General features: G+C 61.2%; 16 protein-coding genes. 9 read left to right on the top strand and 7 right to left on the bottom strand.

Annotation, left to right across the window (positions count from 1 at the left end):
- Positions 1-34 precede the first annotated feature (34 nt).
- Together QP970_RS06020 and QP970_RS06015 are read right to left on the bottom strand one after the other, a co-directional pair.
- Positions 35-394, bottom strand: a complete 360-nt coding sequence (locus QP970_RS06020; RefSeq protein ID WP_023025863.1) for an FKBP-type peptidyl-prolyl cis-trans isomerase — start codon at positions 392-394, stop codon at positions 35-37.
- Between the two features lie 121 nt (positions 395-515).
- Positions 516-1,808 carry a citrate synthase gene (locus QP970_RS06015; protein WP_239269226.1) on the bottom strand — a complete coding sequence of 431 codons (1,293 nt, stop codon included), beginning with the start codon at positions 1,806-1,808 and terminating at the stop codon, positions 516-518.
- A gap of 157 nt (positions 1,809-1,965) precedes the next feature.
- Here QP970_RS06015 and serC point away from each other — a divergent pair, with 157 nt between their 5' ends.
- The 3 genes from serC (at position 1,966) to QP970_RS06000 (ending at position 4,873) form a co-directional block, all read left to right on the top strand.
- Positions 1,966-3,084 carry a phosphoserine transaminase gene (serC, locus tag QP970_RS06010; RefSeq protein WP_239269227.1) on the top strand — a complete coding sequence of 373 codons (1,119 nt, stop codon included), beginning with the start codon at positions 1,966-1,968 and terminating at the stop codon, positions 3,082-3,084.
- 106 nt (positions 3,085-3,190) lie between these two features.
- On the top strand, positions 3,191-4,039 hold the full coding sequence (sepH, locus tag QP970_RS06005; RefSeq protein WP_239269228.1) for a septation protein SepH: 849 nt from the start codon (positions 3,191-3,193) through the stop codon (positions 4,037-4,039).
- 3 nt (positions 4,040-4,042) lie between these two features.
- A complete protein-coding gene (locus QP970_RS06000; RefSeq protein ID WP_284849642.1) occupies positions 4,043-4,873 on the top strand; it encodes a DUF6928 family protein in 831 nt (276 codons plus the stop codon).
- Here QP970_RS06000 and QP970_RS05995 read toward each other — a convergent pair.
- The 3 genes from QP970_RS05995 to QP970_RS05985 are packed head-to-tail and all read right to left on the bottom strand — an operon-like array spanning position 4,834 to position 7,773.
- Positions 4,834-5,640, bottom strand: coding sequence for a TrmH family RNA methyltransferase (locus QP970_RS05995; RefSeq protein ID WP_239269230.1), 807 nt, complete (start codon positions 5,638-5,640; stop codon positions 4,834-4,836). The two genes, QP970_RS06000 and QP970_RS05995, sit on opposite strands and share 40 nt — an antisense overlap.
- Positions 5,641-5,650: 10 nt before the next feature.
- Entirely contained in the window at positions 5,651-7,054 is a 1,404-nt protein-coding gene (locus QP970_RS05990) for an NCS2 family permease (protein ID WP_239269231.1), read from the bottom strand.
- Positions 7,055-7,104: 50 nt separating this feature from the next.
- On the bottom strand, positions 7,105-7,773 hold the full coding sequence (locus tag QP970_RS05985; RefSeq protein WP_239269232.1) for a DUF3027 domain-containing protein: 669 nt from the start codon (positions 7,771-7,773) through the stop codon (positions 7,105-7,107).
- Positions 7,774-7,778: 5 nt separating this feature from the next.
- Between QP970_RS05985 and QP970_RS05980 the strand changes: the two genes are divergently transcribed.
- A complete protein-coding gene (locus QP970_RS05980) occupies positions 7,779-8,585 on the top strand; it encodes a glutaminyl-peptide cyclotransferase (protein WP_284849643.1) in 807 nt (268 codons plus the stop codon).
- A 6-nt stretch (positions 8,586-8,591) separates the two neighbouring features.
- Complete coding sequence (locus QP970_RS05975; protein ID WP_239269234.1) at positions 8,592-9,125, top strand: DUF2771 domain-containing protein; 534 nt, start codon at positions 8,592-8,594, stop codon at positions 9,123-9,125.
- On the opposite strand, the gene QP970_RS05970 is transcribed toward QP970_RS05975, so the two are convergent.
- On the bottom strand, positions 9,122-9,502 hold the full coding sequence (locus tag QP970_RS05970; protein WP_239269235.1) for a cold-shock protein: 381 nt from the start codon (positions 9,500-9,502) through the stop codon (positions 9,122-9,124). The genes QP970_RS05975 and QP970_RS05970 overlap by 4 nt on opposite strands.
- Before the next feature lie 295 nt (positions 9,503-9,797).
- On the opposite strand from QP970_RS05970, the gene QP970_RS05965 reads away from it, so the two are divergent.
- The gene (locus tag QP970_RS05965; RefSeq protein ID WP_005281857.1) at positions 9,798-10,418 is read left to right on the top strand and encodes a resuscitation-promoting factor Rpf1 domain-containing protein; all 621 of its coding nucleotides are present in this window, start codon (positions 9,798-9,800) and stop codon (positions 10,416-10,418) included.
- Between the two features lie 48 nt (positions 10,419-10,466).
- Here QP970_RS05965 and QP970_RS05960 read toward each other — a convergent pair whose 3' ends face one another.
- Entirely contained in the window at positions 10,467-10,652 is a 186-nt protein-coding gene (locus QP970_RS05960) for a hypothetical protein (RefSeq protein ID WP_284869781.1), read from the bottom strand.
- A gap of 65 nt (positions 10,653-10,717) precedes the next feature.
- On the opposite strand from QP970_RS05960, the gene QP970_RS05955 reads away from it, so the two are divergent.
- From QP970_RS05955 to QP970_RS05945, 3 genes are read left to right on the top strand one after another with little or no spacing between them, the layout of a single operon-like run.
- Positions 10,718-12,745: a helicase-associated domain-containing protein gene (locus QP970_RS05955; RefSeq protein ID WP_239269236.1), complete on the top strand. Its 2,028-nt coding sequence runs from the start codon at positions 10,718-10,720 to the stop codon at positions 12,743-12,745.
- A complete protein-coding gene (locus QP970_RS05950) occupies positions 12,742-14,367 on the top strand; it encodes a DNA repair helicase XPB (protein WP_239269237.1) in 1,626 nt (541 codons plus the stop codon). Before QP970_RS05955 ends, QP970_RS05950 begins: the two co-directional genes overlap by 4 nt.
- Complete coding sequence (locus QP970_RS05945) at positions 14,364-14,996, top strand: DUF3239 domain-containing protein (RefSeq protein WP_239269238.1); 633 nt, start codon at positions 14,364-14,366, stop codon at positions 14,994-14,996. The genes QP970_RS05950 and QP970_RS05945 overlap by 4 nt, the downstream gene beginning before the upstream one ends.
- The last annotated feature ends 263 nt before the right edge of the window (positions 14,997-15,259 follow it).

Raw genomic sequence — 15,259 nt, 5'->3', positions numbered from 1 at the left:
TAAGGAGAGCCGGTTCAACGATTTTTAGCGCAGCTTAGTCGGCGCGGATGAGGTCAATGATAAAGACCAAGGTGCGGCCGGACAGCGGGTGCGCACCGCCGGCGGGGCCGTAGGCCTTTTCCGGCGGGATGATGAGTTGACGGCGACCGCCTACCTTCATTCCCGGGATGCCCTCTTGCCAGCCGGCAATGAGACCGGTCAGTGGGAACTCGATGGACTGGCCACGGTCCCACGAGGAATCGAATTCTTGGTTGGTCTCATATTCGGCGCCAACGTAGTGGACCTCCACTACGCCACCAGGCTTGGCTTCAGCGCCATCGCCTACGACGATGTCCTCGATGACGAGGTCGGTCGGCGCTGGGCCAGACTGGGCTTCAATAACAGGTTTATCCATGGGGATTAGTCTCCTTGGGAAATCTAGTTTGTTCGTGCGGTCGCAATGAAACCGAACCGAGCTGCACCAATTATAGTGCTCAAGCCCGATTCGGTTGAATTGGGGCGACCAAAAGCGCTATTTAGCGCTCGCTGCGAGGGGTAACCTTGCGCAGGGTTTCACCGGTGTAAATCTGGCGAGGACGGTTGATCTTGGTGTTCATCTCCAGCTGCTCGCGGTACTGAGCGATCCAGCCCGGCAGGCGGCCGATGGCGAAGAGGACGGTGAAGAAGTCCGTCGGGAAGCCCATGGCGCGGTAGATGAGGCCGGTGTAGAAGTCCACGTTCGGGTAGAGCTTGCGGGAGACGAAGTAGTCATCGTTCAACGCAATCTCTTCCAGCTTCATGGCCAGGTCCAGCATCGGGTCGCCGCCCAGGTGATCGATGATCTCGTGTGCGGTTTCCTTGACGATGGCCGCGCGTGGGTCGTAGTTCTTGTACACGCGGTGGCCGAAGCCCATCAGGCGAACACCCTTTTCCTTGTTCTTCACGCGGTTCATGAAGTCGGTAGCGTCGCCGCCGTTGTTCTTCTCGATGTCCTCGAGCATCTCCAGCACGGCCTGGTTAGCGCCGCCGTGCAGCGGACCGGACAGGGCGTTGATGCCGCCAGCGATGGAGACGAACATGTTGGCCTGTGCGGAACCAATCATGCGGACGGTGGAGGTGGAGCAGTTCTGCTCGTGGTCAGCGTGCAAAATGAGCAGCTTGTCCAGCGCCTTGGAGACAACCGGGTCAACCTCGTACTCCTCGGTGGGGTAACCGAACATCATGCGCAGGAAGTTCTCGCGCGCGTTCAGGTTGTTATCCGGGTACATATAAGGCTTGCCCTGGGATGCGCGGTAAGCGTAAGCGGCCAGCATCGGCACCTTAGCCAGCAGGCGAACGGTGGCCTTGTCCAGCTGCTCCTCATCCAGCGGGTCCAGCTGGTCCTGGTAGTAGCTGGAGAGAATGTTCACGGAGGACGCAAGCACGGCCATCGGGTGTGCATCGCGCGGGAAGATGTTGAACTGCGCCTTAAAGTCCTCATCCAAGAGGGTGTGGTGGCGGATGGCGTTATTGAACTCCGACAGTTCCTGCTCGTCCGGCAGGTGGCCCTTAATCAGCAGGTAGGAAACCTCATTGAAGGTGGCGTTATTTGCCAATTCCGCAATATCGTAGCCGCGGTAGCGAAGGATGCCCTCCTCACCGTTAATAAAGGTAATCTTGGACTCGGTGGAGCCGGTGGAGGTGTAGCCGGGGTCGAAGGTAACAAGCCCGGTTTCCTTGCGGAGCTTGGAGATATCGAAGCCGGAATCGCCCTCAGTGGACTGCTTGATGTCCATCTCGTACTCGTTGCCGGCGTGCTTGAGTACTACCTTGTTTTCTTCAGTAGACACGGAATTTCCTTTCCCTGTTAAAGAGTTCTTTAAGGCACTAACTTATTCAAGTCAGCCTTATACCTATTCACACTCTAGCAAACTTTGTGATACTGCCAACAAGTTTACGGGCATCAAAATACCTGCCATCCAACCGGAACTGTTCTACACTAGCGGCATGAGTACTCCAGAAATCACACTGCCAGCAGATCTCTTGCCTTCCGATGGCCGCTTTGGCTGCGGACCCTCCAAGGTGCGCCCCGCCCAGATCGAGGCTATTGACCCCGCTATCGTGGGCACCTCGCACCGCCAGCCGGCGGTGAAAAACCTCGTCGGTTCCGTACGCGAGGGCTTAAGCGATCTCTTCTCGCTCCCTGAGGGATACGAAATTGTCCTGTCCCTGGGCGGCGCCACCGCCTTTTGGGATTCAGCTACCTTCGGCCTCATCGAGCGTCAGTCGGCCCACCTTACCTTCGGCGAGTTCTCCACCAAGTTTGCCAAGGCCTCTTCCAAGGCCCCGTGGCTCGATGCCCCAGCGCTCACCGAATCCCCCGTCGGCACCGCCCCGGATCCGCGCGAGCTTGCCGCCGATGCCGATGTCGCCGCCTGGGCCCACAATGAGACCTCGACCGGTGCGATGACGGAGGTTGTCCGCCCCCACCCCCACAACGACCAGCAGCTCGTGCTTGTCGATGCCACCTCTGGCGCCGGCGGCCTCCCCGTCAATATCGCAGAGACCGACGTGTACTACTTCTCGCCGCAGAAGTGCTTTGCTTCCGACGGCGGACTCTGGCTCGCCGCCATGTCCCCAGCCGCGCTGGAGCGCATCGAAAAGATCAATAACTCCGACCGTTTCATTCCGGAGTTTTTGAACCTGCAGACCGCGGTGAATAACTCCCGCAAGAACCAGACCTATAACACCCCGGCGATCGCCACCCTGCTCATGCTGGATAACCAGATTCAGTGGATGAATGACAATGGCGGCCTCGACGGCATGGTCAAGCGCACCACCGAATCCTCCTCCACGCTGTACAACTGGGCCGAATCCTGCCCAGAGGCCACTCCGTTTGTTAGCGAACCGGCAGCGCGCTCGCTAGTCGTGGGTACCATCGACTTCGACGACTCCGTCGATGCCGCCCACCTTGCCGCCACCCTGCGCGCCAACGGCATCCTCGATGTCGAGCCGTACCGCAAGCTGGGCCGCAACCAGCTGCGCGTGGGCATGTTCCCGGCGATTGAGCCTGGGGACATCGCCAAGCTCACGCAGTGCATCGACTACGTGCTGGATGCCAACTAAGTGATCAACATGCCCCGCCGCCTCGCATGGCGCGGGGCCTTTTCGCGTTATAGTTGACTGCATCACAGATCCGTCCTTCCGTCGATAGGCAAAGGAGCGCCACACTATGCGCGAGCTGTTTCTCGTTGACAGCGAATCGAGCGAAGACTCATTGGTGCTACGCACCGAAGAAGGCGAAGAGTTTTCCCTTCCCATCACCGATGAGCTGCGTTCCGCCCTCACGCCCACCGCTAGCAAGCCGGAGCCGCCAAAGCTAGCGCCGATGCCCAAGCCCTCCCACGAAGAGGAAGAAAAGCAGATCCGGCCGGCAGAGATCCAAAACCGCATTCGTGCCGGTGCCTCCACCGCGGAGCTCGCGGAAGAGATGCACGTCGATGAATCGCGCATCGAGCCCTTTGCCTACCCAGTCATGCTGGAGCGCAACCGCATTTCTGAGGTGTCCAAGCAGGCCCACCCGGTGCGCGAAGACGGCCCGGCCAAGCTCACCCTGTGGGAGGTACTGGCAAGCTCCTTTGCCGCCCGTGGCCACTCCCTCTCGGAGTCCACGTGGGATGCCTACCGCCACCAAGGCGAGCCGTGGGTTGTGCGCGTGACCTGGAAGGCGGGCCTTTCTGAAAACGAGGCGGAGTGGACCTTCAAGCAGTCCATGTCCTCGCCCGCTACGGTTGAGGCCCGCAACTCGGTCGCGGCAGACCTTACGGACCCGGACTTCGTACAGCCGGTGCGCTCGCTAACCTCATTGGGCAGCGGCCGCTATGACGAAGCCATTGACGGCGATCAGCCCGCCAATGTCACCGATATTTCCGGTTCCAGCGAGGAGACGGAAGAAGAGGAATTCCTGCAGAATCCGTCCTCCGAATCCAAGCCCTCGAAGCGCCGCCGCAAGGCCGTGACCCCGCACTGGGAGGACGTGCTTTTGGGCGTTCGCTCCAATACCAAGCGCCCGAGGGACTAAACAGTGGACATCTCTCATGCCGTTCTCACGCTGTGGTACATCTCCAAGCCCGGCGCCGAAGAGGTTCTCAAAACCGAGCCCAAGGCGGACCGCGGGTTCGGCCGCAAGTTCCTAGCCCAGCTCAACCCCAAGTTCCCGGTCACCCCGATTGGGCAATTCCCCCTCAACCGCTCCGCGCAGACGGATCCGAATGAATACTACATCGGCGGCTACCCGGGCATTACTGTGGTGCAAACGGTCTGCGAGGGCGAGTCCGTCCTGCTCTCCCAACTGCCGAACGACCTCTTAAACGCAGTCCCCGCCCAGCGGGTTATCGCGCTTGTTAGCAACGCGGACGAGGACTATGCGGGCTTCGCGCTGTGGGAAGGCGGCGAGCTCAAGCGCAGCCTGTGCGCCACCCGTGACCGCCTGTACGAGGACACCGGCCTGCCCGAGCCCTTCGAGGCGCCGTTTTGGGCCGGCGAAAAGGACGAATCCCTCGGCGGCATTTCCCTGCCATTTCGGCCCCACAGCATCATGGAGGCCGGCCAGGAACACTGGTTGGGCATCACCGTGGGGCGGGAAGGCCCAGACCTGGACGTCGTGGGTTATGCCGTGGACGGGCGCCCAGAACCCAAGATCGATCCGCCCAAGCCAAAGCAGCCGGTCAGCGAGTTCGCCGCGCAATCCGCGAATAGGCTGGGCCTAAACGACTATGACGACTACGAGGATCACGATGCCGAGCCGGATTCCACCGGCGATGAGATCCTTTCCACCGCCAAACACCTCGGCTCGTTGATTGGCAACTGGCTGCGTCAGACGTTCAAGTCGCTTAAGGAGCGCTGGCGCTCATAAAAGGAAATGGCGGCCGCGGTCGCAACATTTAGAGAATCGGTACCAGGGGCCATCGGTATCCGCGCGCGGATATCTGTGGCCTTCATTGCGTGCTCGGTAAGCCCGGGGCCCTCCGCGCCAACGAGCATGGCCACCTTGTCTTGCCCGTGCATGGCCTCTGCCAGGTGCACCGCCTGGGGGTTGGGGGTTAAGGAAATGAGGGTAAAGGAGGCATCGGCAAGCGCCTGCAGCGAGCGCTGCCACGTGGTGAAACCGCCCTCTAAATGTGCGAAGGGCACGCGCAGCACATGGCCCATGGATACGCGCACCGAGCGGCGATAGAGCGGATCCGCAGCGCCGGAGCCGAGCAATACCGCATCCACGTTCATGCCCGCCGCGTGGCGGAAAATGGCGCCGATATTTTCATGATCCCCCACGCCCTCCAGCACGGCGATGGTGCGGGCCTGCTCCAGGATCTCACCCACCTCCGACTCTGGGGCGCGGTCCGCTGCGGCAACCAGCCCGCGGTGCATATCGAAGCCCGCGACCTCCGCCAGGGTCTCGCGAGAGACCTCGTAGACGGGGCACTCGGGCTCGCCGTACTCGGCAAAGAAGGCCTCCAGCTTCTGGGGAAAGCCCACAAGGCAGCGCATGGGGAACCGCGATTCCATGAGGCGGGCTGCCACCAAGGGGCCTTCTGCAATGACCAAACCCTCGCCGGATTTATCGGATTTGTTGAGGTTCCGAATATCGTCCAGGCGAGGGTCACGGGGATCAGAGATATGCATGCCTTCCAGGCTAGCCGATGGCCTCCGAAATCGGATCGATGCCAAAGTAAATGACGAACAAGCCAGCAAGCAGCCACATGATCCAGTGCACCTGCTTGGCCTTACCAGCAAAGGTGGACATGAGCGCGAAGGTAATAAAGCCCACGCCGATGCCATTGGCGATCGAATAAGTAAACGGCATGACCACGATGGTTAAAAAGGCCGGGATGGCCACCTCCATGCGCGTCCACGGGATATCCGTGAGCTGCGCGGCCATCATCACGCCCACGATGACCAGGACGGGTGCGGCGGCCTCGATGGGCACGATCTCATAGAGCGGGGTGAAAAACATGGCGGCGATAAATAGCAGGCCGGTCATGATATTGGCCAGGCCGGTGCGCGCGCCATCGGCAATGCCGGCAGAGGAATCCGCAAAGACGGTATTCGAGGACGCCGAGCCCAAGCCACCGGCCACCGCGCCGGCGCCTTCCACGACCAGCGCCTTCTTCATGCCCGGCAGGTTGCCGTTGTCATCCACGAGCTTGGCCTGCTTGCCCAGCCCGGTCATGGTGCCCATGGCATCAAAGAAGTTGGTCAGCAGCAGGGTGAAGATGAGCAGGACCGTGGAGATCACGCCGATATTGGCAAAGGCGCCGACCAGGTTCACATCGCCCACGATGGACAGATCCGGCAGCCCACCCAGCGCATCTGGGGCCTCTGGGGCGGCCATGCCCCAGTCCTCGGAGTCCGTGAGCGCCTGGACAATGAAGGCAATCACCGTGTTGAGGATGATGGCGATAAATAGCCCGCCCGGCACATTGCGGATGACCATGAAAGCACAAATAATAAGGCCGATGACGAAGACCACCGCCGGCCAGGTGGCAATCGAGCCATTAATGCCCAGCCCCACCGGCACGGTGGTCTGTGCGGCATCGGGCACGCGGGTAACGAACCCGCCATCCACGAAACCGATCATGGCGATGAACATGCCAATGCCCACGCCCATCGCGGCCTTCATGGGCTGCGGGATGGCGTCAAATACCGCGGTACGGAATCCGGACACGGCGAGCAGGACAATGATAAGGCCCTCGATTACCACGAGACCCATGGCTTCTTGCCAGGTCAGCCCGCTGGTAGCGACCATGCTGACGGCGACGAAGGTATTCATGCCCAGGCCCGCGGCCATGGCGAAGGGGTACTTCGCAATCGCACCGAAGGCAATGGACATCACGCCGGCGACCAGCGCAGTGGCGGCCGCAACCTGCGGCACGCCTAAGGTATAGCCCTCCGCGTCCGGGCTCGTGCCCAGGATCAGCGGGTTGAGCAAAATGATATATGCCATGGCGAAGAACGAGACCGTTCCCGCGCGTAGCTCGGTTCCGATGGTGGAACCGCGTTCAGAAATGTGGAAATAGCGATCGAGAGTGGCTTTCACGCCGTGCCCTTTCACGTAGAGCGGTATTTTTACGCCCTAAGTGTGCTGCTTTAATCCTCAAAATCAAAATCTTGGTAAATGGGCTTTTCATCATCGAAGGCCGCGGCCGGCGCCTTCTCCTCGCTCACCCGCGTCTGCGAATGCGCACCGCAACCGTAGCGCGCGTGCACCACGCGGCCATCAGCGGAATACTCGTTGGCGCATACCCCAAAGTTATCCATGAGCTGCATATAAAAAGCGCACGTGCGGCACTGCAGGTGCGCCTTGGCCGCCATCTCCGAGTTTGGACCATATTCCTCTTGCCAGCGATGCTTGGCATCCGCCAGGCCCTTGGCGGAAAGCTCATTTCCGTTCAGGCGCTCATCATCGATGGCCGGCGGCATGAGGTCTCCCGGGCCCAAATCCCCCGGCAGCACGCGGTCCTCATACGGCACCCATTCCGGGGCCTGCAGCGCCTCCCCGCCAGGCACCAGCGCCACCTCGTTGACGGTGACGTAGCGCGAACCTTCCGCGCACGCGAGCACGGCCTGCCATTCCCATCCTGGGTAGCCCGGCATATCCGCCGCAAAGCGATGGGTGACAACATTGCGGCCCATTCCAGCGACGCCCCTATGCTTGCCGATGCCCCCTTCCCCCACCTCTTCCAATGCCTCACGCGCAATGCGTACGGCGCGGGAATCGATCAACGGATTTGCTTTTCGCTTACTCACGCCCCTCATTATTCATGATGGCCCGCCAACAGTGGTACATATGGTGCATGTCGTTTCTCCGCCGCGCCGCGCTCATTGCCGTGCCCTGCTGCGCCTTAACCGCCTGCTCTTCTGATAATTCTGAATCTTCCTCCCCCGAGCACCTATCAGTGGAAGTCCTCGATACCGCGCCGCTGCCAGAGAACTCCTTTACGCAAGGCCTCGAAGAAGACGGCGAGGGCAACCTCCTGCTCGGCACCGGGCAATGGGGCGAATCCAAACTCATCCGCTTCTCCCCTGAAACCGGCGAGGTCCTCCAAAACCACGCCCTGGATGACTCGCTTTTTGGGGAGGGCATTACCCAATACGGCGATTCCATCTGGCAGTTGACTTGGAAGCGCGGGCAGGCCCTGCGCTATGACGGCGACTTCCAGCGTACGGACACCGCCACCTATGCCGGCGAAGGCTGGGGGCTCTGCGCCAACCAGGACGAGCTCATCATGTCCGATGGCACCTCTACCCTGCGCCACATGGATCCAGAAACCTTTGCGGAGCACTCCACCACCGAGGTCACCCTCGAGGGCTCGCCCGTGGAAGATCTCAATGAGCTGGAATGCGTGGACGGTGATGTCTACGCCAATGTGTGGGGAAGTGAAGATATCTACCGCATAGATCCCTCCTCCGGCGAGGTCACCGCGGTGATTTCTACCGATGCCATCGATAAATCGAAATACACCGATCCCGATGATGTCTTAAACGGCATCGCGCATATCAAGGGCACCGATGAATTCTGGCTTACCGGCAAGCGGTGGGATGAGCTCTACCGCGTTCGAGTAAAGTAATGGGCCATGGCAACCCGTAAGGAAGCAAGGAAAAAGTCGCTGCTGCAGATCCTCGCGCTCATCGTGGTCGTGGCGGTCATCGTCGCCTCCGTGGTGATCTTTCAAAGCTGGCGCAATTCGCGCCCAGGCCCAGAGCCGAGCGAGATTGCTATTACCGCCTCCGTGGGGGATAACACCAAGGAGGTCACACCCTACCTCGTGTGCGAGCCGGGAACCGATTGCCCCGAAGGCGATGTTCCCCAGCTAACCGTGGGCGAAGATGACACCTTGCATCTGGACATCCCCGAAGAGATTTCTAATCACGAATGGAAGGTACTGTCCATTTATGATGATCCCGCCGCCAATGACGAAACCTCTCACGGTGCGAATGAAACGACCGAGGTGGATATCCCCGGTTCGGTAGACCCCATCGAGGCATCGACTGGCGAGCGCCCCCGGCTCATGGTGGTGGAGGTCTCCTCCCTCATGATTGGCACCGACGACGATGGCGAAGAAACCCCCCTCGCCACCGTGTGGTCCCTATCCACCATGGATGATTAACTATCTAAATCCTTCGCAATCGCGCGGAGGATTTCTGCTACTTGGCGCCCGGTCTTGCGCTCGGGGTAACGCCCCGAGTTCAGCACCGGCTGCACCTGGGATTCCAGCAGGGTCATGACATCAGAGACCATGCTGCCGAGCTCTTCCGGCTTGCGCGCCGGCGCGCGCCGGCGCGGCTTATCCAGCACGCGCACCCGCAGCGCCTGCGGCCCGCGGCGCCCCGCCGCGAAATCGAATTCGATGCGCTGGCCCGGAAAGATTTCTTCTATTCCCTTGGGCAGGACATTCCGGCCGACGTAGACGTCTTCATCGCCCGGGTTGCTAACGAAACCGAAACCTTTCTCGGCGTCATACCACTTCACTTTGCCAATGGGCATAGGTATCCACCTCTTCTCTTGGGTAAATTCTTAAGTTTAGCTGGAAGTTATACAGAACAGAAGTTCCACGCGTCGTGTGACATAGTTCACAACGCCGCAATTACCTGCGGAAACTTTGCTGACGGAACCACAATAGTCTCAATTCTTTCCCGTTTAGTGCCCAGAACGTGACTATTTCGTTATAAACCGCTACGCTGGCCCCCAGTGTCGCCGCAAAGAAGGTTTCCCTGCCCATCCTTTCTTCTAGGCGCAATACATTTACACGAAAACGGGCACCACGGAAAGGACTACTTTTATGGGACGCCACTCCGCTAAGACTAACCACTTTGCCGCCAAGTTCACCGCGGGCACCGTTGCCTTGGGCGCAGCCGCCGCCATCATGGCGCCGAACGCCGCCGCTGCCCCTGACTCCGACTGGGACCGCCTCGCACAGTGCGAGTCCGGCGGCGACTGGCACATCAACACCGGCAATGGTTACCACGGCGGCCTGCAGTTCAACGCGCAGACCTGGCAGGCATACGGCGGCGGTGAGTTCGCCCCTACCGCTAACCAGGCAACCCGCGAGCAGCAGATTGTCATCGCTGAGCGCACCCTGGCTAACCAGGGCTGGGGCGCATGGCCCGCATGCTCGGCCTCCCTTGGCCTAAACTCCGCGCCAACCGAGCGCACCGCACCTTCCGCACCCGCTGAGGCACCACAGCCAGTGCAGCAGGCAGTAGAAAACAAGTCCGATGAGCTCGCCGTAGACGCCGTCTACAACCTTGTTAAGGACACCGCTAATGCTTACGGCCTGCAGCTGCCGGCGCAGTTCACCGACTTCTACCACGCAAACCGCCACGACTTTAACGCGTTCTACTCCGCGAACCGCAACGTCATCGACCCGGTTGCGCAGCTGGTTGAGAACTTCAGCCGCTAAATAAGCACATAAAAATTCCCCTCGCCGTCCGCGGCAAGGGGAATTTTTTTAGCGATTGATGCGGGTATAAGGGTGAACGTAGTTCAACTTCTCTGCCGGCATCGGCAGCACCAGATCGTCGCCGTAGGGGCTGGAAGCACCAGCAAAAGGCGCAGACATTTCCGTAATTGCATGCTCGCGGTGTTCATTGTCCGGCCAAGCCGGGGAAACAAAGCCATTCTTTTCATTCGACATAGCCTTATTATTTCAAACCTCGGGCAAAAACGTAACTCAATCCGGCGCTAAAATTGTGATTTATCATGACTCAGTCCTCCCACCTCCCGCATTTTCGCACCTGGCTTAATTCTCTTTCGGAAGAGGAACTGGCCACCATCCTTCGCCACCGCCCCGATGTTTTAACCCCGCTGCCGCCCTCCATCGCGGCGCTGGCCACGCGCCTCCTCTTGCGCACCTCTATCGCCCGGGCGCTAGCGGAGTGTAACGCGCAGCAGTTGGCGGTGCTGGAGGGCATCGCCAAGCGCGGCGGCGAGCTTGCAGAGGTAGAAGACCACAACCCCGAAATTACCCGCGAGCTGAAGGAGCGCGGCCTCGCCTTCGGCGCGGTGCAAATCCCGCCGGAGGTCATGCCCGCGCTGCCCACGGGCTGGTCGCTACTCAACCAGCTCGAGGTATCGCCCGCGACAATCGATGCCCTCGCCGAAGACGAACGCCACGTGCTTGCCACCCTGGCGCGCTCCAATGGCATCGGTACCACCCGCGAGACCAATCCGGCCCACCCCGTGCCGCGGCTGATTGCCAAGCAACTCTTGCAGCGCGTTGACTCCCAGACCGTTCGCCTCCCGCGCGAGGTTCATCGCGCGATGAAGGGGCACACCGTCCCACACATCCCTACTGAGCCCTCCGCGCGCCGCGGCCAGCCCACCGCTGACCGCAAGGCCGATGACGCCGGCACCGCCGCAGGCCTGTCGGTAGTGCGCGGCATGCAACAGCTGATTTCTGCCCTCGGCGCCCGGCCGATCGAGCTGCTCAAGGATAAAACCGTCGGCGTGCGTCCCCTTGCCCAGCTCAGCAAGCAGCTGGACATCGCGGAACCAGAGCTGCGCCGCCTGATTACGCTTGGCCTGTCTGCGCGACTTATCAACCGCGGCGAGCCGTCCGGGTACGAAGGGAACTTCCTCGCACCCACCGACTCCGCCCAAGAGTGGCTCGATGCAGAACTAGCCGCGCAGTGGCGCGTGCTCCTCTCGGCCTGGGAATACTCCCCTTGGACCCCGTGGGAATCCGGCCGGGTGCTCTCTGCCAGCACCGACCGCCTACCCAAATTTCGCCGGCACATCCTCGATGTCTACCTCCACTCCGCGCAGCCGCTGTCCGCGGCCGAATTTCAAGAGGATCTGCATTTTTCCTTCCCGCTTTTTGCCACGCATACCTCCCCGGAGACCATCGAGGAGCTGCACCGCGAGGCCGAATGGATAGGCGCCATCGCGCTCGGGCGAGCCACCAGCGTGCTTATCGATGGCTTCGATGCCGCCGATACCCTCACACCCGACACCATCGATTATTTCCTGGTCCAGGCGGATATGACCGTGCTCGTGCCAGGGCCCCTCGAGCCCGCGGCCCACCACACCCTGGAGTCCCTCGCGGACTTGGAATCACCTGGACTCGCCAGCGTCTACCGCATTAGCGATGCCTCCCTCCGCCGCGGCCTCGACCGCGGGATGACAGGCACGGAGATCCGCGATTTCTTCGCCGCGCATGGCGATGTCCCGCATACGCTGGCGTTCCACATCGAGGACATCGCCAAGCGCCACGGCACCCTGCGCTCCGGCCCTGCCCTGTCCTACCTGCGCAGCGAGGACCCAGCCCTCTTGCAGATCGCCGCGAAGGCCACCCCGCTGCGCCTGCTGGCCCCCACGGTCGCGATTTCCCAGCTGCGCGTCAGCGAGCTGTTGGAACTCCTGCGCGAGCACGGCCTCTCCCCCGCCGCCGAGGACGAAACCGGCGCTAGCCTGTCCATCGCGCCCGAGCCCGCGACACTTCCCACGCCCAGCCCTCGCGCTCAAGCCGCGCCGCCGGATATCGCGCGTGCGCTGCGCAACCTCACCACTGGCGAGGCCCCGAGCCTGCCCAACCTGGATCTGGTCCACGCCGCCGCGCGCACCGCACGCCCCATCACCATTGGCTACGCCGATAAAAATGGCAATACCAAGACCCGCACCGTTACCCCACTGACCGTCGCCGGTGGCCAAATCGATGCCCGCGCCGCCGATGGCTCCACCATCCGGTTTCCCTTGCACCGCATCACCTCCGTTACCCTAGACGCATGAACGGACCACTGATTGTGCAGTCGGATAAGACCGTCTTGCTGGAAGTCGATCATCCAGATTCCGGCGCTGCGCGCACCGCCCTCGCGCCGTTCGCGGAACTGGAACGCGCCCCCGAGCACGTGCACACCTACCGCATCACTTCCCTGGCATTGTGGAATGCCCGCGCCGCCGGCCACGACGCCGAGCAGGTCGTCGATGTCCTAGAAACCTACTCCCGGTTCCCGGTCCCGCAATCGCTGCTTGTCGATGTCGCCGAGACCATGTCCCGCTACGGCCGCGTCCGCCTCCAGGCGCACCCCGCCCACGGGCTCATCCTCGAATCTGAAGAACCCGCCATCCTCACCGAGCTCTCCCGCAGCAAGGTAGGAAAACTGCTGGGTTCGCGCATCGATGACAACACCATCGCCGTGGCGCCCTCAGAACGCGGCCGCCTCAAGCAAGAACTCCTCAAGGCCGGCTGGCCCGCCGAAGATCTCGCCGGCTATATCGACGGCGAATCCCACCCCATCGCGCTGAACGAGGACGGCTGGCACCTGCGCGATTACCAGGAATACGCCACCGATGCCTTCTGGTCCGGCGGTTCCGGCGTCGTCGTGCTGCCCTGCGGTGCCGGCAAAACCATCGTAGGTGCTGCCGCCATGGCCAAGGCGCAATCCACTACCCTCATCTTGGTTACCAATACCGTTGCCGGCCGCCAGTGGCGCGACGAACTTTTGCGCCGCACGACGCTTTCTCCAAACGATATCGGCGAATACTCCGGTGAGAAGAAGGAAATCAAGCCGATTACCATCGCCACCTACCAAGTGGTCACCCGGAAAACCAAGGGTGAGTACCGCGCCCTCGAGCTCTTCGACTCCCGCGACTGGGGGCTTATCATCTACGACGAGGTCCACCTGCTTCCCGCACCCGTATTCCGCATGACCTCGGACCTGCAATCGCGGCGCCGGCTAGGACTTACCGCCACCCTCGTGCGCGAGGATGGCCGCGAAGGCGATGTCTTCTCCCTCATCGGCCCGAAGCGTTACGACGCGCCGTGGAAAGAGCTGGAAATGGCCGGCTATATCGCCACCGCGGAGTGCATCGAAGTCCGCGTGGATATGGATCCGGAAGAACGCATGCTCTATGCCACCGCGCAGCCGCGCGATCGCTACCGCATCGCTGCACAAGCCTCGGCCAAGCTCCGGGCTGTCGATAAGATCCTTGCCTCCCATGACCAACAAGCGCTCATCATCGGCGGATATGTGGATCAACTGCGCGAATTAGGCGCGCACCTCGATGCCCCCGTCATCGATGGCACCACCTCTACCGCCAAGCGCGAAAAACTCTTCCAGCAATTCCGCGAGGGCGAGCTGGCCATCCTCGTCGTATCCAAAGTGGCCAACTTCTCCATCGACCTGCCCGAAGCGGCACTGGCCATCCAGGTCTCCGGCACCTTTGGCTCCCGCCAAGAAGAGGCACAACGCCTTGGCCGCCTGCTGCGCCCGAAGGAAACCGAGGCGCTCTTTTATACCCTGGTCACCCGCGACAGCCTAGATGCGGACTACGCCATGCACCGCCAACGCTTCCTCGCCGAGCAAGGATATGCCTACCGGCTCATGGACGCAGTAGACTTAGGCCAATGAAGATCTTTAAGTTCGACGTTGACGAGTCCTTTGCCAAGGCCAATAACGAGTTATTGCGCGATTCCAACCGGCTTCGCGTATCCGGGCTTATCTTCGGCCTCATCCTGATCATCGCCGGCGCCGCCGTCTGGTGGAACTTTTCCTGGGGAATCACCCTGGGCTTAGGGCTCATCCTCTTTGGCATCGTCGTTGCCATCGTCGGCGTCGCCGCTGCAAGCAAGGTGGGAACGGCCCAATCCCTCTATGACTCTTATCCGCTCGCTCCCGCCGTCATCGCGCAGGTCAACGAGCGAGACATGATCCTTCTTGCCTTGGTAAATACCAATGTGGATCCGTCCCTTCCCCCACGCTGGGGCGCGTGCCTGCGCACGGTGTCCTCCATTCCCGGCGTCCAACGCACCGTTGGCACCAAGGTTCCAGTCGCCGCCGTGTCCGGTCAGCGTTCTACTTCCGATAAAGAGCATTGGCAGCAGATATCCCCCATGCCCATTGCTTGGGGAACCCCCGATGCTGAAACCGTCACCATCGCCCGGAAATCCATCCCCCAGGAACAATGGCAGCGCTTAGAGCGCGCCCGCAAGCGGCTTTCCGATGTCAAAGCCACCCGCTATGACCTGCTCGTTCTCTAGGCAGGACCCTCAAGCACCAGATTGTTTCTGGTGCTTTTTCTTTTTGTGGTCCAAGAATTTCCTCCAGGTATAGTGCCAGTGTGTGTTGTGGGTGGTCAGTGGTCCTTTGGGGTGGTCTACTTGGTAGGTACGGTGCCGGTGACCGGGTCCATGATGTAGTGGATGCGTTGGTCGGTTTTGATGTTGTGTGACGCGCGACGCTATTTAGTACCGGTAGGGCGGTATCGAGTACCGACCGGTGCGGATATCGGGTACCGGGGGTA

Origin of the sequence: Corynebacterium sp. MSK073, assembly GCF_030232085.1 — a bacterium.
In the GTDB taxonomy this organism is placed as follows: Bacteria; Actinomycetota; Actinomycetes; order Mycobacteriales; family Mycobacteriaceae; genus Corynebacterium.
Note: the sequence above shows the minus strand (reverse complement) of the source record. Positions and strands in the feature narration are given on the sequence as shown.